This is a genomic window from Micromonospora lupini (genome assembly GCF_026342015.1).
Lineage (GTDB): Bacteria > Actinomycetota > Actinomycetes > Mycobacteriales > Micromonosporaceae > Micromonospora > Micromonospora lupini_B.
On the sequence record NZ_JAPENL010000001.1, the window covers coordinates 2,276,020 to 2,300,611 of the forward strand.

At 71.4% G+C, this 24,592-nt stretch carries 23 protein-coding genes and 1 pseudogene; 5 read left to right on the forward strand and 19 right to left on the reverse strand.

Annotated features, from left to right (window positions below; all coding sequences use genetic code 11):
• Positions 1-20 precede the first annotated feature (20 nt).
• Entirely contained in the window at positions 21-596 is a 576-nt protein-coding gene (gene mug / locus OOJ91_RS09910) for a G/U mismatch-specific DNA glycosylase (RefSeq protein WP_266245342.1), read from the forward strand.
• Here the strand turns inward: mug and OOJ91_RS09915 are convergent, their stop codons facing one another.
• The 3 genes from OOJ91_RS09915 to OOJ91_RS09925 form a co-directional block, all read right to left on the reverse strand.
• Positions 597-2,573 carry an ABC transporter ATP-binding protein gene (locus tag OOJ91_RS09915; RefSeq protein ID WP_266245343.1) on the reverse strand — a complete coding sequence of 659 codons (1,977 nt, stop codon included), beginning with the start codon at positions 2,571-2,573 and terminating at the stop codon, positions 597-599.
• Positions 2,574-2,687: 114 nt separating this feature from the next.
• A complete protein-coding gene (locus tag OOJ91_RS09920; protein ID WP_266244330.1) occupies positions 2,688-3,455 on the reverse strand; it encodes an enoyl-CoA hydratase/isomerase family protein in 768 nt (255 codons plus the stop codon).
• Between the two features lie 46 nt (positions 3,456-3,501).
• Positions 3,502-3,729: a helix-turn-helix domain-containing protein gene (locus OOJ91_RS09925; RefSeq protein WP_007462679.1), complete on the reverse strand. Its 228-nt coding sequence runs from the start codon at positions 3,727-3,729 to the stop codon at positions 3,502-3,504.
• Between the two features lie 212 nt (positions 3,730-3,941).
• Between OOJ91_RS09925 and OOJ91_RS09930 the strand changes: the two genes are divergently transcribed.
• Positions 3,942-4,541, forward strand: a complete 600-nt coding sequence (locus OOJ91_RS09930) for a cadmium resistance transporter (RefSeq protein WP_266244331.1) — start codon at positions 3,942-3,944, stop codon at positions 4,539-4,541.
• Positions 4,542-4,604: 63 nt separating this feature from the next.
• On the opposite strand, the gene OOJ91_RS09935 is transcribed toward OOJ91_RS09930, so the two are convergent.
• Positions 4,605-6,209, reverse strand: a complete 1,605-nt coding sequence (locus OOJ91_RS09935; protein WP_266244332.1) for an ABC-F family ATP-binding cassette domain-containing protein — start codon at positions 6,207-6,209, stop codon at positions 4,605-4,607.
• 263 nt (positions 6,210-6,472) lie between these two features.
• On the opposite strand from OOJ91_RS09935, the gene ypfJ reads away from it, so the two are divergent.
• Positions 6,473-7,399, forward strand: coding sequence for a KPN_02809 family neutral zinc metallopeptidase (ypfJ, locus tag OOJ91_RS09940; protein ID WP_266244333.1), 927 nt, complete (start codon positions 6,473-6,475; stop codon positions 7,397-7,399).
• Positions 7,400-7,455: 56 nt separating this feature from the next.
• Here ypfJ and OOJ91_RS09945 read toward each other — a convergent pair whose 3' ends face one another.
• The 12 genes and pseudogenes from OOJ91_RS09945 to OOJ91_RS10000 form a co-directional block, all read right to left on the reverse strand.
• Positions 7,456-7,821 (reverse strand): SgcJ/EcaC family oxidoreductase, encoded by a 366-nt coding sequence (locus OOJ91_RS09945; RefSeq protein ID WP_266244334.1) that lies wholly within the window; start codon positions 7,819-7,821, stop codon positions 7,456-7,458.
• A gap of 2 nt (positions 7,822-7,823) precedes the next feature.
• A complete protein-coding gene (locus OOJ91_RS09950) occupies positions 7,824-8,135 on the reverse strand; it encodes a muconolactone Delta-isomerase family protein (protein WP_266244335.1) in 312 nt (103 codons plus the stop codon).
• A 239-nt stretch (positions 8,136-8,374) separates the two neighbouring features.
• On the reverse strand, positions 8,375-9,037 hold the full coding sequence (locus tag OOJ91_RS09955) for an acVLRF1 family peptidyl-tRNA hydrolase (protein ID WP_266244336.1): 663 nt from the start codon (positions 9,035-9,037) through the stop codon (positions 8,375-8,377).
• 232 nt (positions 9,038-9,269) lie between these two features.
• A complete protein-coding gene (locus OOJ91_RS09960; RefSeq protein WP_266244337.1) occupies positions 9,270-9,902 on the reverse strand; it encodes a LysE family transporter in 633 nt (210 codons plus the stop codon).
• A 1,054-nt stretch (positions 9,903-10,956) separates the two neighbouring features.
• Positions 10,957-11,355 (reverse strand): annotated as a pseudogene (locus tag OOJ91_RS34365) (metal-sulfur cluster assembly factor); the annotation flags it as partial.
• Between the two features lie 292 nt (positions 11,356-11,647).
• Complete coding sequence (sufU, locus tag OOJ91_RS09970; protein WP_266245345.1) at positions 11,648-12,121, reverse strand: Fe-S cluster assembly sulfur transfer protein SufU; 474 nt, start codon at positions 12,119-12,121, stop codon at positions 11,648-11,650.
• 2 nt (positions 12,122-12,123) lie between these two features.
• Positions 12,124-13,428, reverse strand: coding sequence for a cysteine desulfurase (locus tag OOJ91_RS09975; protein ID WP_266244338.1), 1,305 nt, complete (start codon positions 13,426-13,428; stop codon positions 12,124-12,126).
• Between the two features lie 20 nt (positions 13,429-13,448).
• On the reverse strand, positions 13,449-14,222 hold the full coding sequence (gene sufC / locus OOJ91_RS09980) for a Fe-S cluster assembly ATPase SufC (RefSeq protein ID WP_266244339.1): 774 nt from the start codon (positions 14,220-14,222) through the stop codon (positions 13,449-13,451).
• Positions 14,222-14,548, reverse strand: a complete 327-nt coding sequence (locus tag OOJ91_RS09985) for a non-heme iron oxygenase ferredoxin subunit (protein WP_007462703.1) — start codon at positions 14,546-14,548, stop codon at positions 14,222-14,224. The genes sufC and OOJ91_RS09985 overlap by 1 nt, the downstream gene beginning before the upstream one ends.
• Positions 14,548-15,690 (reverse strand): Fe-S cluster assembly protein SufD, encoded by a 1,143-nt coding sequence (gene sufD / locus OOJ91_RS09990; protein WP_266244340.1) that lies wholly within the window; start codon positions 15,688-15,690, stop codon positions 14,548-14,550. The genes OOJ91_RS09985 and sufD overlap by 1 nt, the downstream gene beginning before the upstream one ends.
• Positions 15,691-15,781: 91 nt before the next feature.
• Positions 15,782-17,212, reverse strand: a complete 1,431-nt coding sequence (gene sufB / locus OOJ91_RS09995) for a Fe-S cluster assembly protein SufB (protein ID WP_266244341.1) — start codon at positions 17,210-17,212, stop codon at positions 15,782-15,784.
• On the reverse strand, positions 17,209-17,862 hold the full coding sequence (locus tag OOJ91_RS10000; protein ID WP_144057198.1) for a helix-turn-helix transcriptional regulator: 654 nt from the start codon (positions 17,860-17,862) through the stop codon (positions 17,209-17,211). The genes sufB and OOJ91_RS10000 overlap by 4 nt, the downstream gene beginning before the upstream one ends.
• Positions 17,863-18,104: 242 nt before the next feature.
• On the opposite strand from OOJ91_RS10000, the gene OOJ91_RS10005 reads away from it, so the two are divergent.
• Entirely contained in the window at positions 18,105-19,067 is a 963-nt protein-coding gene (locus tag OOJ91_RS10005; protein WP_266244342.1) for a COX15/CtaA family protein, read from the forward strand.
• A gap of 601 nt (positions 19,068-19,668) precedes the next feature.
• Here OOJ91_RS10005 and OOJ91_RS10010 read toward each other — a convergent pair.
• The 3 genes from OOJ91_RS10010 to OOJ91_RS10020 form a co-directional block, all read right to left on the reverse strand.
• On the reverse strand, positions 19,669-20,589 hold the full coding sequence (locus tag OOJ91_RS10010) for an ATP-grasp domain-containing protein (protein ID WP_266244343.1): 921 nt from the start codon (positions 20,587-20,589) through the stop codon (positions 19,669-19,671).
• A gap of 14 nt (positions 20,590-20,603) precedes the next feature.
• A complete protein-coding gene (locus OOJ91_RS10015; RefSeq protein ID WP_039906575.1) occupies positions 20,604-20,939 on the reverse strand; it encodes a hypothetical protein in 336 nt (111 codons plus the stop codon).
• A gap of 285 nt (positions 20,940-21,224) precedes the next feature.
• Positions 21,225-22,178: a heme o synthase gene (locus tag OOJ91_RS10020; protein ID WP_266244344.1), complete on the reverse strand. Its 954-nt coding sequence runs from the start codon at positions 22,176-22,178 to the stop codon at positions 21,225-21,227.
• A 265-nt stretch (positions 22,179-22,443) separates the two neighbouring features.
• Between OOJ91_RS10020 and tkt the strand changes: the two genes are divergently transcribed.
• Positions 22,444-24,582: a transketolase gene (tkt, locus tag OOJ91_RS10025; RefSeq protein WP_266244345.1), complete on the forward strand. Its 2,139-nt coding sequence runs from the start codon at positions 22,444-22,446 to the stop codon at positions 24,580-24,582.
• Positions 24,583-24,592: the final 10 nt, after the last annotated feature.

Sequence of the window (24,592 nt, forward strand, 5' to 3'; positions counted from 1 at the left end):
ACTCCCAGGAACCCGAGTCGATCAGCACGCGGGACGCCGGGACGTTCCGGCCGACGCGAGCGGACCTGGCGGCCGCCGCCGACCGGACCATCCCCGACGTGCTCGCGCCGGGGCTGGCGGTGGTGTTCGTCGGCATCAACCCGGGCCTCTGGTCGGCCGCCACGGGCTGGCACTTCGCCCGACCCGGCAACCGGTTCTGGCCGGCGCTGCACTCCGGCGGGTTCACCCCTCGGCTGCTGCACCCGAGCGAACAGGGCGAGCTGCCCGCCCTGGGCCTCGGCATCACCAACATGGCCGCCCGGGCCAGCGCCCGCGCGGACGAGCTGACCGCCGCGGAACTCCTCGACGGCGCGGCGATCCTGACCGACAAGGTGACCCGGTACCGGCCGCGCTTGGTGGCGGTGGTGGGGGTGACCGCGTACCGGATCGGTTTTCAGCGGCCGAAGGCCACCTTCGGGCCGCAGCCGGAGTCGTTGGCCGGGGCGCGGCTGTGGGTGCTGCCCAACCCGAGCGGCCTGAACGCGCACTTCACGCCTGTCACGCTGGGCGCCGCGTTCGCCGAGCTGCGGGCCGCGACCGAGCTGGCGGACTGTTGATCAGTTGGCGGCGGCCGGAGGCATGGCCTCGTCGGCGACGTACGTGCCCAGGGGCATGACCACCGGCTCGGGGCCTGTCGCGTCCACGTACGGCTTCGGCGAGTCCACGACAGCGAACTGCGTGCGGTACAGCTCGGCGTAGAGCCCGCCGACCGCGACCAGCTCGTCGTGGCGGCCCCGCTCGACCACCCGCCCGCCGTCGAGCACGAGGATCTGGTCGGCGTCGCGAACTGTGGAGAGCCGGTGCGCGATCACCAGGGCGGTACGACCGGCCAGCGCCACCGACAGCGCCCGCTGCACCGCTGCCTCGCTCTCCGAGTCCAGGTGTGCGGTCGCCTCGTCGAGGATCACTATCGACGGGGCCTTGAGCAGCAGTCGGGCGATGGCGATGCGCTGCTTCTCGCCGCCGGAGAACCGGTAGCCGCGCTCGCCCACAGTGGTGTCCAGCCCGTCGGGCAGCGCCCGGACCAGATCGGCCACCTGCGCCCCGGCCAGCGCGGCCCAGATCTCGTCGTCGGTGGCGTCGGGCTTGGCGTAGCGCAGGTTCTCGGCGATCGTCTCGTGGAACAGGTGTGAATCCTGGGTGACGACGCCGATCTCGTCGCGCAGGGAGGCGAGGGTCGCGTCGCGCACGTCGACCCCGCCGACAAGCACCTGCCCGTCGGTGACGTCGTAGATCCGGGAGATGAGCATGGACAGCGTCGACTTGCCGGCGCCGGACGGGCCGACGAGGGCGACCATCTGCCCCGGCTCGACGCTGAACGAGACGCCCTTGAGCACCGGCTCGTTGACGGTCCGGTCGAGCGTGGCGACCTCCTCCAGCGACGCGAGGGAGATCTCGGCGGCGCTCGGGTAGCGGAAGCGCACGTCGCGGAAGTCGACCCGGCCCGTGCCGCGGGGCACCGGCACCGCGCCGGGCTTCTCCACGATGCCGGGTTCGAGGTCGAGCACCTCGAAGACGCGGTCGAAGGAGACGAGCGCGCTCATCACGTCCACCCGGACGTTGGAGAGCGCGGTGAGCGGCCCGTACAGCCGGGTGAGCAGCAGCGCGAGGGTCACCACGGTGCCCGCGCTGACGCCGCCGGTGACGGCGAGCCAACCGCCGAGGCCGTAGGTGAGCGCCTGCGCCAGCGAGGCGACGAGCAGCATCGCCACGAAGAACGTCCGGGAGTACATGGCGGACTGGATGCCGATGTCACGCACCCGCTCGGCCCGGTCGGCGAACCGGCGGGCCTCGATCTCGGGCTGGCCGAACAGCTTCACCAGCAGCGCGCCGGCCACCCCGAACCGCTCGGTCATGGTCGCGCTCATCTTCGCGTCGAGGTTGTACGCCTCGCGGGTGATGTCGGCGAGCCGCCGCCCGACCCGTCGCGCCGGGATGATGAAGATCGGCAGCAGCACCAGCGAGAGCGCGGTGATCTGCCAGGAGAGGGTGAACATCACCGCGGCGGTGAGGACCAGCTGGATGACGTTGCTGACCACACCGGACAGGGTGGAGGTGAACGCCCGCTGGGCGCCGAGCACGTCGTTGTTGAGCCGGCTGACCAGGGCGCCGGTCTGGGTGCGGGTGAAGAACTGCAACGGCATCCGCTGCACGTGGTCGTAGACCCGGGTGCGCAGGTTGAGGATGATGCCCTCGCCGATGCGTGCCGAATACCACCGCTGGGCCAGGGACAGCAGCGCGTCGGCGACCGCCAGCCCGGCGATGAACAGGGCCAGCCGGACCACGAGCCGGCCCGCCTCGCTGCCGCCCCGGTTGATCGCGTTGATGACGTCACCGGCGAGCACAGGCGTCGCCACGCCGATGATGGCTGCCAGCACCACTGTGGCCAGGAAGACGATGATGTCGCGCCGGTAGGGCTGGGCGAAGGCCACGATGCGGCGGGCCACGCCGCGCGTGAGTCGATGGGTGGAGACCTCGTCGCGGTTGCGCATCGACCGGAGCATGCTCCACCCGGCCATGCCACCGCCGGACATCGGGTTGGACACCGCTCACCTCCGGGTCGTCGGGCGGACCTCACACGTCAGGTCAATTCTCCCGACGACTCTGACAACCTCGGTCGTAACCCGGATCTTCCCGCGCGGTCCTTACTATTCTCCCCGGCCGGCCAGATCCCGCAGGCGGCGGGTCTGCGCCTCCCGCTCGGCGCGCTGCTGATCGGCGTGCGACCGGCCGGACGCGCCCGCGAGCAGAGCCTTGATCTCCACCACCGCGTCGCGAGCCCCGGCCAGCAGGCCCGCGGTCAGGTCACGGACCGCGTCGTCCAGCTCGGCAGGCGGTACGACGAGAGTGGCCAGCCCGATCCGGTCCGCCTCGGCGGCGTCCAGCCGGCGGCCTGTCGCGCAGATCTCCAGCGCACGGGAATAGCCGACAAGCTCGACGAGGCGCTTCGTGCCGGCCAGGTCGGGCACCAGCCCGAGGGTCACCTCGGCCATCGACAGTTTCGCGTCGGCTGCCAGGACGCGCAGGTCACAGGCCAGCGCAAGTTGGAAGCCGGCGCCGATCGCGTGCCCCTGCACGGCGGCCACGGAGATGACGTCCGGACGGTGCAGCCAGGTGAAGCCGGCCTGGAACGCCGCGATCTGGTCGGCGCACTCCTGATCGGGCAGCGTGGCCAACTCGGCGAACGATCCCGGGCCGGAGGCGCCGGCCACCGCGAGGTCGAGACCGGCGGAGAACGCACGCCCCTCGCCCCGCACCACCACCACCCGGACGTCGCCGGGCAGGTCGCGGGAGAAGTCGCTCATCGCGCGCCACATGGCAGGCGTCTGGGCGTTGAGCACGTCGGGCCGGCACAACGTCACCGTGGCAACCGGCCCGTCGCAGGTCAGCCGGACCCCGGTCGCCTCGGCGGTCACCGGGCGGCCCGGGGCGCGGCGCTGGTGGACGACGCTGAGGGGCGGGTCACGCCTTCTTGCGGCGCCGGGCACCGCCGCGCTGACGCAGCTGAACCCCGGACTCGGTGAGCACTCGGTGGATGAACCCGTAGGAACGGCCGGTCGAGGCCGCAAGCGCGCGGATGCTCTCCCCCGACGTGTACCGCTTTACCAGGTCCTTGGCGAGCGTCTGACGCTCGGCTCCGACGATCCGGCGACCCTTCTCAGTGCTGGTGGCTGTGCCAGTGGCTGCCATGCTGTGTCCTCACGTCCCAGACTGTGCGGTTCGGATACGGTCCCACCTATTAGACCGTCTCGGACGATCATGCGCCAGATATCAACTCTTCGCCAACCGACACGCTATGCAATGTCAGCTACCCGATAGAGTGATCCTCGCGATCGGTTCCGGCGCACCGCCCGGAAGGGCCACCACCGAGGGGCGACACCTCGGCCCGTACGCTCCCGGACGTGATCGACCTGCTGGGCACCGCAGCGGGAGCGGCAGTGGTCTTCGCCGCCACCGACATCGACGACATCGTCATCCTCACGCTGTTCTTCGTGGCAGCCCGCACCACCGGCCGGCCCCGGACCTGGCAGATCGTCGCCGGCCAGTACCTCGGCATCGGTGCGCTGGCGCTGGCCAGCGCGGTGGTCGCGGCCGGGCTGCTGGTCGTGCCGGACCCGTGGACCGGGCTGCTCGGCCTACTGCCGATCGCGCTCGGCGTCCGTGCCCTGGTGCGGCGCGACGACGACGAGGCGCCGAGCGTGGTGGCGTCCACTCTCGGCGTGGCCGGGGTGACCATCGCCAACGGCGCCGACAACGTGGCCGTCTACGTACCCGTGTTCCGGGCCCTCGGCCCCGCCGACAGCGCTGTCTTCCTGCTGGTCTTCGTGGTGCTCGTCGGTCTGTGGTGCGCCGCCGCTGCCTGGCTTGGTGGTCACCGCAGGGTGGTCCGGCTGGTGGAGCGCGCCGGCCACTGGCTGGTGCCGGCGATCTTCGTCGCCATCGGCGTGGTCATCCTGGTCAGCTCCGGCGTGCTCGGCCGGCTGCTGGACCTGCTCGGCTGAGAACGGGCCGGCCCGCCGACCCGACCCCGACGACCCGGGCCGGACGGCCCCGAGCCGGGCCGGTCAGGCCAGCTCGACCAGTTCGAGGAGGTCGTCGCTCCAGGCGTCCTCGTCGCCGTCGGGCAGCAGGATCGCGCGGTCGGGCTTGAGCGCGAGCACCGCGCCCGGGTCGTGCGTGACAAGCACGATGGCACCCGGGTAGTTGGCGATCGCGTCGAGCACCTGCTCGCGGCTGACCGGGTCGAGGTTGTTCGTCGGCTCGTCGAGCAGCAGCACGTTCGCGCCGGAACAGACCAGGGTGGACAGCGCCAGCCGGGTCTTCTCGCCGCCGGAGAGCACCCCCGCCGGCTTGTTGACGTCGTCGCCGGAGAACAGGAACGCGCCGAGAATCTTGCGCAGGTCGGTGTCGGACTGCTCGACGGCCGCGGCGCGCATGTTCTCCAGCACCGTCCGCTCCACGTCCAACGTCTCGTGCTCCTGGGCGTAGTAGCCCAGGCGCAGCCCGTGCCCCGCGTGCACCTCGCCGGTGTCCGGGTTGAGCAGCCCGCCGAGCATCCGCAGCAGCGTCGTCTTGCCGGCGCCGTTGAGCCCGAGGATGGCCACCCGGGAACCCCGGTCCACCGCGACGTTGACGTCGGTGAAGATCTCCAACGAGCCGTACGACTTGGACAGGCCGGTCGCGGTGAGCGGCGTCTTGCCGCACGGGGCGGGGCTCGGGAAGCGGACCTTGGCCACCCGGTCGGCGACGCGTACCTCCTCCAGGCCGGAGATCAGCTTCTCGGCACGGCGGGCCATGTTCTGCGCGGCGACGGTCTTGGTGGCCTTGGCCCGCATCTTGTCGGCCTGCGCCATCAGCGCGCCGGCCTTCTTCTCCGCGTTGGCGCGTTCCCGGCGGCGGCGGCGCTCGTCGGTCTCGCGGGCCTCCAGGTACGCCTTCCAGCCCAGGTTGTAGACGTCGATCACGGACCTGGTGGCGTCGAGGAACCAGACCTTGTTGACCACCGACTCCAGCAGCGCGCCGTCGTGGGAGATCACGATCAGGCCGCCCTTGTGGTTGGCGAGGAAGCCGCGCAGCCAGGTGATCGAGTCGGCGTCGAGGTGGTTCGTCGGCTCGTCGAGCAGCAGGATGCCGCCGCCGTTCTCACCGGCGTCGCGGAACAGGATCCGCGCCAGCTCGATGCGCCGGCGCTGACCACCGGAGAGGGTGCCGATGGTCTGGGCGAGCGCGCGGTCGGGCAGCCCCAGGTTGGCGCAGATCCGGGCGGCCTCGGCCTCGGCCGCGTACCCACCCAGGGCGGCGAACTGGTCCTCCAGCGCGCCGTAGCGACGGACCAGCTTGTCGCTGGCGTCCTCGGCGAGTTGGGCCTCGATCTCCTGCATCTGGGACATCAGCACGTCCAGGCCGCGGGCCGAGAGCACCCGGTCGCGGCCGGTCACCTCCAGGTCGCCCGTGCGCGGGTCCTGCGGGAGGTAGCCGATGGCGCTGCGCTGATCGATCTGCCCGCCGTACGGCTGCCCCTCGCCGGCGAGCACCTTCAGGGTTGTCGTCTTGCCGGCGCCGTTGCGGCCGACCAGGCCGATCCGGTCACCGGGCTGCACGCGCAGGGTGGTGTCGGACAGCAGGATCCGGGAGCCGGCACGCAACTCCAGGCCGGTGGCGGTGATCATGAATTCGGGCTCGCTCTCGGGGTCTGGAAGGCTGACTCGGGGCACGCGAAACGGCCGACGGGCTCAAGGGGCCCGGCGGCGCGGGGCGGTTCAGCCTTCGCAGCGCAGCACCCGACAAGTGTACCGGGCGCTCCCCGGCGCCCCGCCCGGATTACCAATCAAGATCATCGGGTACCGGAACGCCTGTCCGGACCCCGTCCGGCACTGAAGCGACACAACGACACACAAACGACATTCACCGGCATACGGCGATCGGGGTCACCATGGAACTCAACGAGCGGGCCGAGCTCGACACCTCGCAGGCCAACGACCTGGGGCGTGGATCCGGAGGTGGGGGCGGCGGCATGGGCATCCCCATCCCCGGCGGCGGCGGTCGGGGCGGCATCATCGGCATCGTGGTGGCCGTGCTCATCGCCCTGCTCGGCGGCGGGTTCGGCCTGAACGCCATGACCAACGGCGACGACGGCAGCCAGGGCGGGGGCGGCGGCGATCTGGAGCAGGCGTGCGGCACCGCCAACCCCGACCGTCTCCAGGACGCGCGCTGCCGCAACCTGCTCTACGTCAACAGCATCCAGGCCTACTGGCAGAAGGAGTACCCGGAGTTGGGCAACGGAAAGTACGAGCCCACCACCACCAACTTCTTCCAGCAGGCCGTGAACACCGGCTGCGGCCAGGCCGACTCGGGTGTCGGCCCGTTCTACTGCCCCGCCGACAAGCTCGTGTACATCGACCTGAGCTTCTACGACGAGCTGGCGACCCGGTTCGGGGCGAAGGGCGAGTTCGCCCAGCCGTACGTGCTCGCGCACGAGTACGGCCACCACATCCAGGACCTGCTCGGCACCAACGCGAAGGCCGGCCAGGGCGACCAGAGCGGCCCCAAATCCGCCTCCGTACGACTGGAGTTGCAGGCCGACTGCTACGCCGGCGCCTGGGCGAAGCACGCCACCGAGAGCAAGGACAAGTCCGGCCAGCAGCCGCTGTTCAAGTCGATCACCGAGGCCGACATCAGCCAGGCCGTCGACACCGCCGAGGCGATCGGTGACGACAGCATCCAGGAACGCTCCGGCGGAAAGGTCAACCCGGACCAGTTCACCCACGGCACGTCGGAGCAGCGCAAGCGCTGGTTCACCCAGGGCTACGACGGCGGCGACCCGAAGAACTGCGACACCTTCGGCACCGACCAGCTCTGACACCCACCGAACGTCGTGGCAGGTCCTCCGGGGCCTGCCACGACCATGTCCGCGCCTCAGTCGAGCCGGGAGACCTGGTAGTGACCTATCAACCAGGCGTCGCCGATCCGCCGGACGACCACGCCGAGGTGCACGGTCAGCGTGGGCCGGTCGGTGAAGCCGAACTCGACCTCCAGATAGCCGAGCACCGCGTCGTCGGCGAGACGCCGGGTCTCCCGGATCTCGTACGTGGCGGTGAGGCCGAGCGGCTGCGCGTCGTAGTACGCGGCCACGCCGTCCCGGCCCACGCTGTACGGGTGCAGACCCTGGAAGATCGCGTCCTCGGTGAAGGCCGACGCGACGCGCTCCGGCTCGTGGGCGTCGACCGCCGCTCTCCAGCGGTCGAGGACGCTCCGCAGGATCTCGGCCTCACTGTTGACCATTGTCAAGCCCCCGGTTGCCGGGGCGGCTGACCCGGGTCGTTCGGGTGCGGCGTCAACGGGGTGACGGTCTCTCGCCGCCAGGCGCGCAGCGGCATCGACGCGAGGACCGCCTCCAACTCGTCGGCGTCGGCGGCCTGGAAGAGCCCCCACGTACGCCACTCCCCCGGCGCCAACGGTGGCCGCCACAGCCGTAGGAGACTGCCCTGCGCCGCCAGCTCGGCCGAACGCGCCGCCTCGCGTGTGCGCATGTCGGCGACCTCGTCCTCGGACGTGCCGTCGGGCACCGTCGTCACCATGTCCACCAGGAACTCCACAGGCCCATCCTCCGACGGCCGATCCGGGAGCACCGCGGGAACCCCGATCCGCGTGGCGGTCGTCTCCCCTGCGGCCGCCGTAGCTGGTGCCGGAGAGCGCCGGCGGCCCCCCGTGGAACGCGGTGCCGGAGAGGGCCGGGCGGTCCGCCCCGCGCATCCGGCCGAACGCGGTGCCGGAGGGCGCCGGGCCGTCTACACACCCGGCGGGGCGGCCCGCACATCCGGAACGCGTGCCGGCGTCACCCGGCGAGGTCGGGTGCCGGGTCGCGCAGCCGGATACGTACCGCCCGAGCCGCGCCCACCGCCGCGACCAGCACCGCGTGTCGCGGCTCCGGCACGTCGAGCAGCCGCTCGGCCCGCAGCGGCACGAGCGGGGCCAACCGCCGGTCCTCCAGCACCGTGTCCACGGCACGCCGGTCACCGCCGCACACGACCGCCGCCAGCCGCGCCGCCTCCGGTAACAGCAGGCGTACGGCCAGGTCCGCCGCGTCACCCAGCGCCGCCTTGGCCTGGTTGTCGCGCCGGCGCGCGAACCGGTGCTGCGACCATCCCCCGGCGGCGGTGCGCCCCTGCACGTACCGGGTGTCCACCTTGGAGACCACGAGGTCGGGGCCCTGCGCCACACCGACCGCCACCGCGCCCTTACGGGCCAGCAGCAGGCCGATCCGGTGCGGCGTGCCGGCGGCGGCCACGAAGGCGTCCACGTCCGCGCCGACCGGAGCGCCCGGTGGGGCGTACAGCTCGGCGGTGCTCCCGTCGGGGGCGGTGAGCAGCAGCCCGTACTCCCGTGCGGTGGTGGTGGGCGGGCCGTGCCGGTCGGCGAAGCCCTCGACCCAGCGGCCGACGCGGGCCGGGTCGACCTCGACCCACCGGCCGCCCCCGGCTGCGGGTCGACTGGTCACGGCCCCGACCGTACGCCACTGCCGCTCCGACCGGGCCGTCGGGCGGTGCGGCTCAGCCAGGCAGCAGCGCCACCACCCCGAGCGCGACTCAACCCGGCAGCAGCGCCACCACCGCGAGCGCGACTCAACCCGGCAGCAGCGCCACCACCGCGAGCGCGACTCAGCCCGGCAGCAGCGCCACCACCGCGAGCGCGACTCAGCCAGGCAGCAGCGCCACCACCCCGAGCGCGACTCAGCCCGGCAGCAGCGCCACCGCGGCGAGCGCGGCGATGAGCGCGCTGGAGACCAGGCCGGTGAGTAGCCGGCCACGCGGCCCGGTCAGCGCCCGACCGACAATCGTGCCGCCGCCGGCGATGAGCAGTTGCCAGCTCGCCGACGCCAGGAACACGCCGGCCACGAAGAGCGCGGCGGTCAGCCCGTTCGCGTCCGTGGTGTCCCGGCGGCCGAGCACCAGCGCGGCGAAGTAGAGCACCGTCGTCGGGTTCAGCAGGGTCAGCCCGAGCACCGCCGCGTACGCCCGCCCGGGAGTGCGCAGGCCCCCACCGGCCGACCGCTCCGGCGCCTGCCGGGCGCGGTGGGTGGCGCACGTGCGCCAGAGGCCGTGCGCGGCGAGACCGAGCAGGACCACGGCGGCGACCACCCGCAGCGGGCCGGCCGCAGGCGCGACGACACCGGCCAGGCTCGCGCCGCCGAGCGCGGCGACCGCCGCGTACAGCCCGTCGGCCGTCGCCACCGCGAGCGCCGCGGCCGCGCCGACCCGGAACGAGGTACGGGCACTGAGCCCCAGAATGAGGACCGCGATCGCGCCGACCGGGATGGCGACGCCGTACCCGGCCACCAGACCGGCGAGGAACGCCCCGCTCACGACGGCGGGCGATGGATCGAGGCCATTCCGGGCACGGTCCGCTGTCGACGCGCGGCAGTGGCCGCACGGACAGAAACCTGCTTCGGGTACGCCTCGATCACATGCGCATCCTCCGCGCCAAACCCCCGCCCACGCCACCAATTTCCCCCGCCCCCCGCCGGCGCCCCCGCCCCCCGCCCCCCGCGGTGATCAAGAGGTTTGCGTCACCATGACCGCGATTCCTGACGCAAACCTCTTGATCACCCCGGGCGGGGTGGGGCACTGGCCGCGCTTTGCGCACCTTCGGGGATGTTGCTGTCTCTGGGATTGCGGAGGCAGCAACATCGCTGATGTTGTGCGGATCTTCGGCTCGGTTGGGCCGAGATCGTGCTCGATCCTGGAACTAGTGGCCTTGCCGAGTCGCGGACACCACTACAACCAGGAAACTGTGCGATCTTGCCGCGCGGCGGGAGAACGGCCACGTGCGAGGCGGGCAGCGCAGCGCAGGGCAGGAGGGGACAGCTCGGGGCGGCCAGTGCGGCGGGCGGGAGCGGGCAGCGAGGTGGGCGGCGCAGCGCGGGCAGCGCAGCGCGGGCAGCGCAGCGCGGGCAGCGCAGCGCGGGCAGCGCAGCGCGGGCAGCGCAGCGCGGGCAGCGCAGCGCGGGCAGCGCAGCGCGGGCAGCGCAGCGCGGGCAGCGCAGCGCGGGCAGCGCAGCGCGGGCAGCGCAGCGCGGGCAGCGCAGCGCGGGCAGCGCAGCGCGGGCAGCGCAGCGCGGGCAGCGCAGCGCGGGCAGCGCAGCGCGGGCAGCGCAGGGTAGGCAGCGCAGGGTAGGCAGCGCAGGGTAGGCAGCGCAGGGTAGGCAGCGCAGGGTAGGCAGCGCAGGGTAGGCAGCGCAGGGTAGGCAGCGCAGGGTAGGCAGCGCAGGGTAGGCAGCGCAGGGTAGGCAGCGCAGGGTAGGCGGCGCGGGGTGGGAGAGGGCGTTGTCGGTGCGCGTCTGCTTCGACGTGAAACGGGTCGAGCGCGGCGCCCCTGGTGGGGCGTCGCGCTCGACGGGTGGAGCCGACCGGGGTCGGGTCAGACGTTGAAGCCGAGGGAACGGAGCTGGTCCCGACCCTCGTCGGTGATCTTGTCCGGGCCCCACGGCGGGAGCCACACCCAGTTGATCCGGATGTCGTTGACCAGACCGCCGCCGGGGCCGGTGGTCAGCGCCTGCCGGGCCTGGTCCTCGATCACGTCGGTAAGCGGGCAGGCGGCGGACGTGAGCGTCATGTCCAGGGTCGCGACGTTCTCGTCGTCGACGTGCACCCCGTACACCAGGCCCAGGTCGACCACGTTGATGCCCAACTCGGGGTCGACGACGTCCTTCATCGCCTCCTCGATGTCGGCGATCATGGCCTTGCTGACGCCGCCCGTCGAGGTGACGGCATCGCCGGCACCCGCCGTCGCAGTGGCGTCGGCCGCAGCGCCGTCGCTCGCAGCGACATCGGCCGCAACGACATCGGCCGCAACGACATCGGCCGCAGCGACATCGGCCGCAACGACGCCGTCGCCGGCGGCCGGCGTCGCCGCGGCGTTGGTCGTCGCAGCGGCGCTCGCCGTCGCGGCTCCGTTGGTCGTCACGGCGTCGGTCTGCGGCGCCGCGGTGGCGTCACCGGCCTCAGCCGTCGCCGCGGTAGCGGTGTTCTCGCTCATGCCGTCCCTCCGGTTCGCTTCGTGATGCCACCGGGCACCACAGTGCTGCTGGAACTCGCTCGCTGGCGCTCGCTCACGCCTTCACCTCCGGGCTCGCGCCCACGCCGGCGCGTGCCGCGGCGTCCTTGAACGCCATCCACGGCAGCAGCGCGCACTTGACCCGGGCGGGGTAGCGGGCGACGCCCGCGAAGGCCACCCCGTCACCGAGTACGTCCTCGTCCGGCGTGACCTGGCCACGTCCGGACATCAACTCGACGAACGCCTCGTGCACCTCGAATGCTTCCCCGGCGCCCCGCCCGCGCAGCAGCTCGTGCAGGACGCTCGCCGACGCCTGGCTGATCGAGCAGCCCATGCCGTCGTACGAGATGTCGTGCAGCACGTCGCCGTCGGTGGCCACCCGGACGGTGACCTCGTCACCGCAGGTCGGGTTGACGTGGTGCGCCTCCGCGACCCGGTCGGCAGCGTCGTCGGCGTCGCGCAGGCCACGGCCGTGCGGATGCTTGTAGTGGTCCAGGATGATCTCCTGGTAGAGCTGGTCGAGTTGCACCATCAGTCGAACACCTTCCGTACCTGCTCCAGACCGCCCACCAGAGCGTCGATCTCCTCGGTGGTGGTGTAGAGGTAGAACGAGGCCCGGGTCATCGCCGGGACGCCGAACCGGCTGCACACCGGCTTCGCGCAGTGGTGGCCCACCCGCACCTGCACGCCGAGCGAGTCGAGCACCTGGCCCACGTCGTGCGGGTGCACGTCACCCAGCGCGAACGAGATGGTGCCGCCCCGGCCGATCGGCACGGTCGGGCCGAAGATCCGCAGGTCCGGCACCGTGCCGAGGGCGTCCAGCGCGTACGCCGTCAGCTCCTTCTCGTGCCACTGGATGGCCTTCATGCCGATGCCGGTGAGGTAGTCCACCGCCGCGCCGAGCGCGACCGCCTCGGCGATCGGCGGGGTGCCCGCCTCGAAGCGGGCCGGCGGCGCGGCGAACGTCGAGCGGGCCATGGTGACCGTCTCGATCATCGAACCGCCGCCGAACACCGGTGGCATGGCCGCCAGCAGCTCGCCCCGGCCCCAGAGCACGCCGATGCCCGTCGGGCCGCACATCTTGTGCCCGGTGAAGACGATGTAGTCGGCGTCCAGGTCGACCACGTCGATGGGCAGGTGCGGCACCGACTGCGAGCAGTCCAGCAGCAGCAGCGCGCCCACCTCACGGACCCGCGCGGTGATGCGGGAGGTCGCGTTGACGGTGCCGAGGATGTTCGACATGTGCACCAGCGAGACGATCTTCGTCCGTTCGGTGACCAGGTCCTCCAGGCCGGACTCGTCCAGCCGGCCCTGCTCGGTGACCGGGAACCAGCGCAGGGTCGCGCCGGTGCGCTCGCAGAGCAGCTGCCACGGGACGATGTTGGAGTGGTGCTCCATCTCGGAGATCACCACCTCGTCGCCCGGCCCCAGCCGGAACCGCGGGTCACCGTCCGCGCGCAGCGAGGCGTTCGAGAAGGCGTACGCCACGATGTTGATCGCCTCGGTGGAGTTCTTGGTGAACACCACCTCGTCGACGCTCGGCGCGTGAATGAACGCGGCGATCTTCGCGCGCGCCCCCTCGTACGCCTCGGTGGCCTCGGTGCCCAACGTGTGCACCGAGCGCGACACGTTGGCGTTGTGCCGCGTGTAGTGCTCGTCGAGCACGTCGAGCACGTGGCGGGGCTTGTGCGAGGTGTTGGCGCTGTCGAGGTAGACCAGCGGGTGCCCGTTGATCTCCCGATCGAGGATCGGGAAGTCGGCGCGCACCCGGGCCACGTCGAAACGCGGCACGTCGTCGTACTGCGGCATCCCCTGCGGGATCGCGATGCTGGTCATCTCGGCAGCGCCTCTCTCGCTCAGGCCTTGGCCGTGCCGGCCCCGGCGGCGTACCGCTCGTAGCCCTCGGCCTCGAGCTTGTCGGCAAGCTCCGGGCCGCCCTGCTCGACGATCCGGCCGGCAACGAAGACGTGCACGAAGTCCGGCTTGATGTAGCGCAGGATCCGCGTGTAGTGGGTGATCAGCAGCACGCCAGTGTCGCCGTTGTCGCGGACCCGGTTGACGCCCTCGCTGACCACGCGCAGCGCGTCGACGTCGAGGCCGGAGTCGGTCTCGTCGAGGATCGCGATCTTCGGCTTGAGCAGCTCCAGCTGGACGATCTCGTGCCGCTTCTTCTCACCGCCGGAGAAGCCCTCGTTGACGTTGCGCTGGGCGAACGCCGGGTCCATCTGGAGGCGCTCCATGGCGCCGCGCAGCTCGCCGCCCCAGGTGCGCAGCTTCGGCGCCTCACCGTCGATGGCGGTCTTCGCGGTCCGCAGGAAGTTCGCCACCGAGACGCCGGGCACCTCGACCGGGTACTGCATGGCCAGGAAGAGGCCGGCGCGGGCGCGCTCGTCGACAGTCATGGCCAGCACGTCCTCGCCGTCGAGCGTCACCGAGCCGCCGGTGATCTCGTACTTCGGGTGGCCGGCGATGGAGTACGCCAGGGTGGACTTGCCGGACCCGTTCGGGCCCATGATCGCGTGGGTCTCGCCTGACTTCACGGTCAGGTCGACGCCGGCCAGGATCGGCTTGAGCTCACCCTCGGGCAGCTTGACCGACACCTTCAGGTCGCGGATCTCCAGGGTGCTCATTATCGGGTCACTCCATTACTCGGCGTCAGGCTGAGGTAGATGTCGCCGTCGCGGACTTCGACGGGGTAGACGGGGACGGGTTCGGTGGCGGGCAGGCCGCTCGGCGCGCCGGTGCGCAGGTCGAAGCGCGAGCCGTGCAACCAGCACTCAAGCGTGCAGCCGTCGACCTCACCCTCGGAGAGGGCGACCGCGGCATGCGAGCACTCGTCGTAGGCGGCGTAGAACTCGCCGTCCTCGCCGTGCACCAGGGCGATCGGGGTGCCGTCGACATCCGCGCTGATCGCGGTGCCCTTCGGCACGTCCTCGGTGGAGCAGATCCGGATCATCAGGCGCCGCTCCTCGCCAGGCGCTCCTCGATCGCGTCGCCGAGGCGCTCGCGCAGCTCCTCGACCGGGATCTTGTTGATCACCTCGGCGAAGAAGCCGCGGACCACCAGACGGCGGGCCTCACCCTCCGGGATGCCCCGGGCCATCAGGTAGAACAACTGCTCGTCGTCGAAGCGGCCTGTCGCGCTGGCGTGGCCGGCGCCGGCGATCTCGCCGGTCTCGATCTCCAGATTGGGTACGGAGTCCGCACGCGCGCCGTCGGTGAGCAGCAGGTTCCGGTTGATCTCGTACGTGTCGGTGCCTGTCGCCTCGGCGCGGATGAGCACGTCGCCCACCCAGACGGTGTGCGCGTCCGCGCCCTGCAGGGCGCCCCGGTAGCCGACGTAGCTGCGGCAATCCGGCACTGAGTGGTCGACCAACTGGCGGTGCTCCAGGTGCTGGCCGCCGTCGGCGAAGTAGACGCCGTACAGCTCGGCCTCGCCGCCCCGGCCCGTGTACTCCACGCTTGTGAACTGGCGCACCAGGTCACCGCCCAGGCTCACCTGGACGTGCGTCACCCGGGCGTCCCGACCGAGCTTGATCTTGAGGTGCTGCGCCTGCACCGCGTCCGGCGCCCAGTCGGCAACGGTGACAAGGGTCAGCTTGGCCCCGTCGCCCACCGACACCTCGACGTTGTCGGCAAGGGTCGCCGAGCCGACGTGCTCCAGCACCAGCGTCAGCTCCGCGAATCGGCCCACCTCGACGAAGGTGTGCCCGAACGCCAGACCCTCGCCGCCGTCGCCGACCACCCGCACGCTCACCGGGGCGCCCACCACGACATCGCTCGCCACCGAGAGCAGCAGCGCCTGCTCGGCGCCGCCGTACGCGAGCGCGCTGACCCGGTCGACAGGGGTGAGCACGCTGCCCACCCGCGGGTCGTCGGTGCCGATGCGCTCGATGGCCACGCCCTCGGGCAGGTCGCCGTACTCGTGCCGGACCGTGCCGGCGCCGGCCTGCGGCTCGCCCGCGAGGCCGCGGAGGCGCTTGAGCGGGGTGAAACGCCACTCCTCCTCCAGGCCGGTGAGGGCCGGGAAGTCGGCGACGTCGTACGAGCGCAGCGCCTGCGACTTGGTGCTGGGCGGCGCGGAAGCCTGGGTAGTCATGTCTTCCTTGGTCTGTCTGTTCCGTGGCGACGAGGGTGGGGCGGGGTGCGGGCGGGCCGAGGTTCCGGCCCGCCCCGCGGGAGCGGCGGCGTCAGCCGACCGCGCCCTCCATCTGAAGCTCGATCAGGCGGTTCAGCTCCAGGGCGTACTCCATCGGGAGCTCCTTGGCGATCGGCTCGATGAAGCCACGCACGATCATGGCCATCGCCTCGTCCTCGCTCAGGCCCCGGCTCATCAGGTAGAAGAGCTGGTCGTCGCTGATCTTGGAGACGGTCGCCTCGTGCCCCATCGACACGTCGTCCTCGCGGATGTCGACGTACGGGTAGGTGTCCGAGCGGGAGATGGTGTCGACAAGCAGCGCGTCGCACTTGACGGTGCTCCGGCTGTGGTGCGAACCCTCCAGCACCTGCACCAGACCCCGGTACGAGGTGCGGCCGCCGCCCCGGGCGATCGACTTGGAGATGATTGTCGAGGAGGTGTGCGGCGCGGCGTGCACCATCTTGGCGCCCGCGTCCTGGTGCTGGCCCTCGCCGGCCATCGCCACCGAGAGCACCTCGCCCTTGGCGTGCTCGCCGGTCATGTAGACCGCCGGGTACTTCATCGTCACCTTGGAGCCGATGTTGCCGTCGACCCACTCCATTGTCGCGCCCTCGTGGCAGACGGCGCGCTTGGTGACCAGGTTGTAGACGTTGTTCGACCAGTTCTGGATGGTCGTGTACCGGCAGCGCGCGTTCTTCTTGACGATGATCTCCACGACCGCGCTGTGCAGCGAGTCGGAGGAGTACAGCGGCGCGGTGCAGCCCTCGACGTAGTGCACGTACGCGCCCTCGTCGACGATGATCAGCGTCCGCTCGAACTGGCCCATGTTCTCTGTGTTGATCCGGAAGTAGGCCTGCAGCGGGATCTCCACCTGCACGCCCTTCGGCACGTAGATGAACGAGCCGCCGGACCACACGGAGGTGTTCAGGGCGGCGAACTTGTTGTCGCCGACCGGGATCACCGTGCCGAAGTACTCCTTGAAGACGTCCTCGTGCTCGCGCAGCGCGGTGTCGGTGTCCAGGAAGAGAACGCCCTGCTCCTCAAGGTCCTCACGGATCTTGTGGTAGACGACCTCGGACTCGTACTGCGCCGCGACGCCGGCGACCAGCCGCTGCTTCTCCGCCTCCGGGATGCCCAGCCGGTCGTAGGTGTTCTTGATGTCCTCGGGCAGGTCCTCCCAGCTGGTGGCCTGCTTCTCGGTGGACCGCACGAAGTACTTGATGTTGTCGAAGTCGATGCCGGTGAGGTCCGCGCCCCAGGCCGGCATCGGCTTGCGGCCGAACAGCCGCAGACCCTTCAGGCGCAGGTCGAGCATCCAGGCCGGCTCGTTCTTCTTGGCCGAGATGTCCCGCACCACCGCCTCGTTGATGCCGCGCTGGGCGACCGCCCCGGCGGCGTCCGGGTCGGACCAGCCGTACTCGTAGCGACCCAGGGCGGCGAGCTGCTCTTCCTGGGTCAGGGGCTGGACGATCTGCTCGGTCATCTATCTGTCCTCACAGTGGTGACGGGATTACCGGATTGGGCGCGGCCCGGCTGGGTCGGGATGTGCGTGGTGCACACCCCGTCGCCGTGCGCGATGGTGGCCAGGCGCTGTACGTGGGTGCCGACCAGACGGGAGATCACCGCGGTCTCGGCCTCGCACAGCTGGGGAAACTCGGCGGCCACGTGCGCCACCGGGCAGTGGTGCTGGCAGAGCTGGCCGCCGGAGGCGATCGTGGTCGCGTTGGCAGCGTAACCCTCGGCGGTGAGCGCTCCGGCGAGTGCCTCGGCCCGCGCGAGGGGCTCGTCGCCGGCGTCCTCCATGGCGGCACGGCAGCGCGACTCCAGCGCGGACACCTGCTCGGCGGCGAACGCCTCGACCGCGTCCGGACCACCGCTGCGGGCGATCCAGCGCAGCGCGGCGGTGGCCATGTTGTCGTAGTGGTGCGTGCCACAGCGGACGCGCGCCGCCTCGGTCAGCACGAACACCTTGGCCGGACGCCCCCGACCGCGGCTGCCCTGCACCGTCTGCTCGCGGGCGACGACGTCACCGTCGGCGAGCATCGCGTCCAGGTGCCGGCGGATCGCCGCCGGGCTCAGGCCGAGCGCCAGACCGAGCTGCGCGGCGGTGGTCGCGCCCCGCTCCAGCAGCAGCTGGGTGACGCGGTCACGGGTCGAGGTCTCGGTGGCGGCGCCGCCGAGGGTCGGCGACGGGGCCCCGACGAGGGCGGACGCGGACGCGCCGACGGCCGGAACAGCCGTCGGCTGGTGCCCGGAGAGCGCCGCCGCGTTTTTCACAACGCCAACGTTACGTAATTACCTCAACGGCCGCAAACCCGGGCCCCGGTGATCCGAACCACCGAGTCGCCGGAGTCGGACGAACCTCGATCACTACGGTGCGTAGGATTTGCGCCGTGAACCGCATCGTCCGCCAGGTCTCCGGCACCCTGCTGCGCCGCCTCGCGCTCGCCTCGATCATCGCGAACGTCGGCATCGTCGTCACCGGCGGGGCGGTCCGGTTGACCGCGTCGGGCCTCGGCTGCCCCACCTGGCCCCGGTGCACCGACGACTCGTACGTCACCACCCCCGAGATGGGCGTGTACGGGGTGATCGAGTTCAGCAACCGGCTGCTGACCTTCGCGGTGGGCCTGATCGCGCTTGCCACGGTGCTGGCCGTGCTTGCGCACCGGCCGCGCCGCCGCGGGCTGCTGACCCTCGGCGTCGCCGTCTTCCTGGGCATTCCCGCCCAGGCGGTGATCGGTGGCATCACGGTGCTCACCAACCTCAACCCGTGGGTGGTCGGGCTGCACTTCCTCGCCTCGATGGCGGTGATCGCCGCCGCGTACGCCCTCTGGCGGCGGGCCGGCGAACCGGACGCTCCGACCGTCGCCGTGGTGCCCACTCCCCTGCGCGCGCTGGCCCGGGTCACCACAGGCGTCGCCGTGGCGGTGCTGGTGATCGGCACCTGGGTCACCGGAAGCGGCCCGCACGCCGGGGACCACGGCGCGGCCCGTAACGGGCTCGACCCGGAGTCGATCTCCCAGGTGCACGCCGACGTCGTCTTCCTGCTGATCGGCCTGTCGGTGGCGTTGATCTTCGCGTTCCGCGCGGTCGGCGCGGCCCGGGCCACCCGGGCCGCAGTCGTCCTGCTCGGGGTGGAGCTGGGCCAGGGGCTCATCGGCTTCGTGCAGTTCTTCACCCACGTGCCGGCGATCCTGGTCGGCGCGCACATGCTCGGCTCCTGCCTGGTGCTGCTTGCCGCGCTGTCGGTCCAGTGGTCGACACGCGAACGCCGCCCGAGCACCCCGGCACCCCAGACCACCGCAGCCGACGTCGAAGCCGTCCCCGCCAACGCCTGACGGCCCCCACGCCCCGCGCCCGCACGCCCCACCGCCCACGCCCCACGTCCGCGCCCACGCGGCGCCGCCCCAGGCACGCCTCACCGCCCCGCGCCCCGCGTCCGCGCCCACGCGGCACCGTCCCAGGCACGCCCCACCGCCCACGCCCCACGTCCGCGCCCACGCGGCACCGTCCCAGGCACGCCTCACCGCCCGTGCCCCGCGCAACTTCAGGGATGTTGCTGCCTCAGATGCGCCGGAGGCAGCAACATCGCTGACGTTGCGCGGATCTTGGCCATGAGCAATCCCGTGACCGCCCGGGAGCGGGATTGGGCGCCCCAGGCGGGCCCGACCGGCACCGACGGGGCGCGCGCCTGTCAAGAGCGCGCTTGATCCAGGAAGTAGTGGCCTCGCCGCCGCACCGATGCCACTACTTCAATGAAGTTGCGCGATCTTGGTGGGTGTTGCGGTCGTTGAAGCAGAGCAACGGCTCCGGCGCGACCGCCGCCGCTGTCCGATCCGAGGTCCGCGCAACGTCGGGCCGGTGCTGCTCCCTCGCGTGATAAGGCAGCAGCACCGATTGACGGTGGCACCGCAGCCGCGGCGCCCTCGCTGAGGCCGCTCAGGCGCGCAGGGCCAGGTGGGTGGCGATCGCGGTGGCGAGCCGGTCGGGAGCGCCGTCGGCGTACCCGATGAAGAGCGAAGGCTCGGTCAGCTCCAGCTCGACCAGGACCGGGTCGCCGTCCGGGCCGGGGATCAGGTCGACCCGGGCGTAGAGCAGGTGCCGCGTGCCGCCGGGCACCGCGGCGAGGGTCTTCTCGGCGACCGCGAGCTGTTCGGGCAGGGCGGTCCGGGAGGTGATCTCCTCGGCCTTGTAGAGGCCGTCCGGGCCGAGGTCCGGGCCGGTAAGCATCGGGCCCTTGCGGATCGCGTGGCTGTACGTGAGCCCGTCCGGGCCGGCCAGGAAGAGCAGTGCGGTCTCGCCCTCGCTGTCGACAGCGCTCAGGTACGGCTGGACCATCGTCGTCCGGCCGGCCCCGGAGAGCCGGCGTACGTGCGCGGCGGCCAGGTCGCGGTGCTCCGGGTCGGCCAGGTCGTACCGGCCGGTGTCCTGACTGCCGGCGCTGACCGAGGGCTTGAGCACGTACTCGCCGGTCTCGGCGGGAGGCGACCAGGTCTCGCCCGGCTCGACCCAGGACGTCGGCACGGTCGGCACCCCGGCGGCGCTCAGCTCGGCCAGGTAGCGCTTGTCGGTGTTCCACCGCACCACGTCGGCCGGGTTCACAAGGGTCGGGACCGTTGCCGCCCAGGCGACGAACTCGTCGCGGCGCAGCGCGTAGTCCCACGGTGAGCGGAGCACGACGAGGTCGTACGAGGTCCAGTCGACGTCCGGGTCGTCCCAGACGGCCGCCTCGACGGCGATCCCCCGGGCGGCGAGCGGGTCGAGGACGAGGCGGTCGTCGGGGTCGAGGGCGACAAGTTCGGTGCAGGTGACGAGAGCGACCCGGGGTTCCCCCCGGGTCGACTGGTGGTGGTTGGTCAATTCAGCTCTCTATCTCAACGGGCCATCGTGCGCCGGGCCATCGACCGCCAGAGGTCGTTGCTCGGTCGCATCTGGTCCATCAGTTCACGCTCCCAGGCGTTCTCGACGGTGACTCCCGCCTTGGCGCACGCCTCCCGGGCGGTGACGGTGTCCTCGGCGAACTGGTCGCCCCACTCACCGTCGGTGCCCACGAGGACGATCCGTGCGCCGCGCTTACCGACGTACTCGATGACGGCCTTCGCGCCGCCGTGCTCGGCGGCGAACGACTTGAGGCCCGCGACCAGGCCGTGCGGGGCCTGCTCGCCGGCGGTCTGCTCGGCCGTCAGCGTCGTATCGGAACCATCTGCCATGACGCGAAGCCTAAGCAGAGTTGCACTCGCGCGGGCGAGAACCATGAACCTTTTGTGATGCCAATTACCTACAGGTTTACGGAAGACCACTGCCTACCTGCCCGGTTATATCCGGACTTTCCCGTACTAACCAGTCGGCTAAACCCGGCTCGATCCCCGCGAGTTGAGTCGATCCGACTCATGCCGAAAGTTACTCTGATGTGACGTTAAACCCGGACAACTCATCCATGGCCATGATTAGCCGGCTGATTTCCGCCAGAGACGCGCGGGATCCCGCGACGCGCGTCAGATCAGCGCGTCGAGCGCGACGGCGACGAAGACGATCGTCAGGTACGTCGTGGACCAGTGGAACAGCCGCATCGGCTTGACCGCCTCGCCGCGGGTCGCCCGTCGGCAGAGCCGGTGCGCCTCGACCACGAAGAGGGCGCCCACCACGAGCGTCGGCACCCCGTAGATCGCGCTGAGGCCCAGCGGCCAGACCGCGAGGGAGGTGAGCACGGTGAGCCACGCGAAGATCAGGATCTCGGCGTTCACCCGACGGGTGGAGGCCACCACGGGCAGCATCGGGATGCCGGCGCGGGCGTAGTCGTCCTTGTACTTCATCGCGAGGGGGTAGAAGTGCGGCATCTGCCAGAAGAAGACCACCGCGAACAGACCCCAAGCCGCCGGGGCCAGCCCGCCGGTCACCGCCGCCCACCCGATCAGCACCGGAGCGGCCCCGCAGGCGCCACCCCAGAACGTGTTCGTCGGGGTGGAGCGCTTGAGCCACAGCGTGTAGATGACGTCGTAGTAGACGATCGCGGCCAGGGTCAGCCCGGCGGCGAGCAGGTTGGTGAACGCCGCCATCAGGACGATCGAGATCGCCGCCAGCACCAGACCGAAGACGAGCGCGTTGCGCGGCGACACCGTGTGCGCCGGCAGCGGACGCCGCTTGGTCCGCCGCATCAACTGGTCGATGTCCCTGTCGATGTAGCAGTTGAGCACGCTTGCCGCGCCCGCGGCGAGGGAGCCGCCGACGAGCACCACTGCCATCAGCCACAGCGACGGCAGTCCCCCGTCGGCGAGCATCATCGCCGGGATGGTGGTGACCAGCAGCAGCTCGACGATGCGCGGCTTGGTGAGCGCCACGTACGCCGAAATCATCGCGCGCACGTCCCGCCGCGCCACCGGACCCTCGGCCGCCCGCGCCGGGGGCTGCCCGGCGGGGTTGCTCGCGGGGCGCTCGGTGATCATGCTCACGGATTGCCACCTTCCGGCATCGGCACGGGGAGATCGAGTCGGCGGGGCCCGCTCCGGGACCGCACACCGACCCACACACTACGCGTTGTCGTTTTGGCTGCCCGGCCGACCCGACAACGGTGCGGGCCGTCACACCACCGGGTTGAACGTCTGGGCGCAGAGTCACGTACCGCACACCATGCGGAGATCCCCGGGCGGACGTTTAGTCGCGCTCGATAGGGTCATCAGTGAGGGTTCCGCCCATCTGCCGAGGAGCACAACCATCGTGGCTGCCAACCGACCCGAGCACTCCGAACTCAACTGGTCCGACCTCGATCGCCGGGCTGTCGACACCGTCCGCGTCCTGGCCATGGATGCCGTCGAGAAATCCGGCAACGGCCACCCGGGCACCGCGATGAGCCTGGCGCCCGCGGCCTACCTTCTCTTCAACCGGGTGATGCGGCACAACCCGGCCGACCCGAACTGGCCCGGCCGGGACCGGTTCGTGCTCTCCGCCGGGCACTCCAGCCTGACCCTCTACATCCAGCTCTTCCTCTCCGGCTACCCGCTGAGCCTGGAGGACCTGAAGTCGCTGCGGCAGTGGGGCTCGATGACCCCGGGTCACCCGGAGCACGGCCACACGCCGGGCGTGGAGACCACCACCGGCCCGCTCGGGCAGGGTCTGGGCAACGCGGTCGGCATGGCCATGGCGGCCCGTCGCGAGCGCGGCCTGTTCGACCCGGAGGCCGAGCCGGGCGCGTCGGTCTTCGACCACAACATCTGGTGCATCGTCTCCGACGGCGACATCGAGGAGGGCATCAGCCACGAGGCGAGCGCCCTCGCCGGGCACCAGCAGTTGGGCAGCCTCACGGTGATCTACGACGACAACGAGATCTCCATCGAGGACGACACCCGCATCGCCAAGAGCGAGGACGTGGCGGCCCGCTACGAGGCGTACGGCTGGCACGTGCAGACCGTCGACTGGCGTCTCGGTGACGCCGACCAGGGCGACTACCACGAGGACGCCGAGGCGCTGTACCGCGCGCTGGTGGCCGCCAAGGCGGAGACCGCTCGTCCCTCCTTCATCGCGCTGCGCACCATCATCGGCTGGCCCGCGCCCAACAAGCAGAACACCGGCAAGATCCACGGCTCGGCGCTGGGCGCCGACGAGGTGAAGGCCACCAAGCGGATCCTCGACTTCGACCCGGAGCAGACCTTCCAGGTCGACGAGGAGGTGCTCGCGCACGCCCGCAACGTGATGGGCCGCGGCTCCGACGCCGAGCAGCAGTGGACGAGCGCGTTCGACGCCTGGAAGAAGGCCAACCCGGAGCGCACCGCCCTCTACGAGCGGATGGCCGGCCGGGTGCTTCCGGACGGCTGGACCGACGCGCTGCCGGTCTTCCCCGCCGACGCCAAGGGTGTGGCCACCCGGGCCGCGTCCGGCAAGGTGCTGGAGGCTCTCGCGCCGGTGCTGCCGGAGCTGTGGGGCGGCTCGGCCGACCTGGCCGAGAGCAACAACACCACGATGAAGGGCGAGCCGTCGTTCATCCCGGCCTCGCACGCCACCAAGGACTTCCCCGGCCACGAGTACGGCCGCACCCTGCACTTCGGCATCCGTGAGCACGCGATGGGCGCGGTCCTCAACGGCATCGCGCTGCACGGCGGCACCCGCCCGTACGGCGGCACGTTCCTGGTCTTCAGCGACTACATGCGTCCGTCGGTGCGGCTTGCCGCGTTGATGAAGCTGCCGGTGACGTACGTCTGGACGCACGACTCGATCGGCCTGGGCGAGGACGGCCCGACCCACCAGCCGGTGGAGCACCTGACCGCGCTGCGCGCCATCCCGGGCCTGGACGTGGTCCGCCCGGCGGACGCCAACGAGACGGCGTGGGCCTGGCGGCAGGCGCTTGTGCACACCGACCGGCCCACCGCGCTGGCGCTGAGCCGCCAGCCGCTGCCGACCCTGGACCGGGACGTCCTGGGCAGCGCGGACGGGGTGGCCAAGGGCGGCTACGTGCTGGCCGAGGCGTCCAACGGCAAGCCCCAGGTGATCATCGTCGGGACCGGCTCCGAGGTGCAGCTCTGCCTGACCGCCCGGGAGCGGCTGGAGGCCGACGGCACCCCCACCCGGGTGGTTTCGATGCCCTGCCAGGAGTGGTTCTACGAGCAGGATGAGGCGTACCGGGAGTCGGTGCTGCCACGCGGGGTAAAGGCACGTGTGAGCGTGGAAGCGGGCATCGCCATGTCCTGGCGCGGCGTCGTCGGTGACCTGGGCGAGAGCGTCAGCCTGGAGCACTACGGGGCGAGCGCCCCGCACACAGTGCTCTTCGAGCAGTTCGGGTTCACCCCCGACCGGATCGTGGCGGCGGCACACGCCTCGCTGGCCCGGGTGGGCGACATCACCGGTTTCACGACCGGCAACTGAGGGAGCGTGG

Excerpts from the sequence above, each read along its gene's own strand:
- OOJ91_RS09915 (WP_266245343.1), bottom strand. The coding sequence starts at position 2,573 with ATGTCCGGCGGTGGCATGGCCGGGTGGAGCATGCTCCGGTCGATGCGC.
- OOJ91_RS09925 (WP_007462679.1), bottom strand. The coding sequence starts at position 3,729 with ATGGCAGCCACTGGCACAGCCACCAGCACTGAGAAGGGTCGCCGGATC.
- OOJ91_RS09935 (WP_266244332.1), bottom strand. The coding sequence starts at position 6,209 with ATGATCACCGCCACCGGCCTGGAGTTGCGTGCCGGCTCCCGGATCCTG.
- ypfJ (WP_266244333.1), top strand. The coding sequence starts at position 6,473 with ATGGAACTCAACGAGCGGGCCGAGCTCGACACCTCGCAGGCCAACGAC.
- OOJ91_RS09945 (WP_266244334.1), bottom strand. The coding sequence starts at position 7,821 with ATGGTCAACAGTGAGGCCGAGATCCTGCGGAGCGTCCTCGACCGCTGG.
- OOJ91_RS09975 (WP_266244338.1), bottom strand. The coding sequence starts at position 13,428 with ATGACCAGCATCGCGATCCCGCAGGGGATGCCGCAGTACGACGACGTG.
- sufC (WP_266244339.1), bottom strand. The coding sequence starts at position 14,222 with ATGAGCACCCTGGAGATCCGCGACCTGAAGGTGTCGGTCAAGCTGCCC.
- OOJ91_RS09985 (WP_007462703.1), bottom strand. The coding sequence starts at position 14,548 with ATGATCCGGATCTGCTCCACCGAGGACGTGCCGAAGGGCACCGCGATC.
- sufD (WP_266244340.1), bottom strand. The coding sequence starts at position 15,690 with ATGACTACCCAGGCTTCCGCGCCGCCCAGCACCAAGTCGCAGGCGCTG.
- sufB (WP_266244341.1), bottom strand. The coding sequence starts at position 17,212 with ATGACCGAGCAGATCGTCCAGCCCCTGACCCAGGAAGAGCAGCTCGCC.
- OOJ91_RS10015 (WP_039906575.1), bottom strand. The coding sequence starts at position 20,939 with ATGGCAGATGGTTCCGATACGACGCTGACGGCCGAGCAGACCGCCGGC.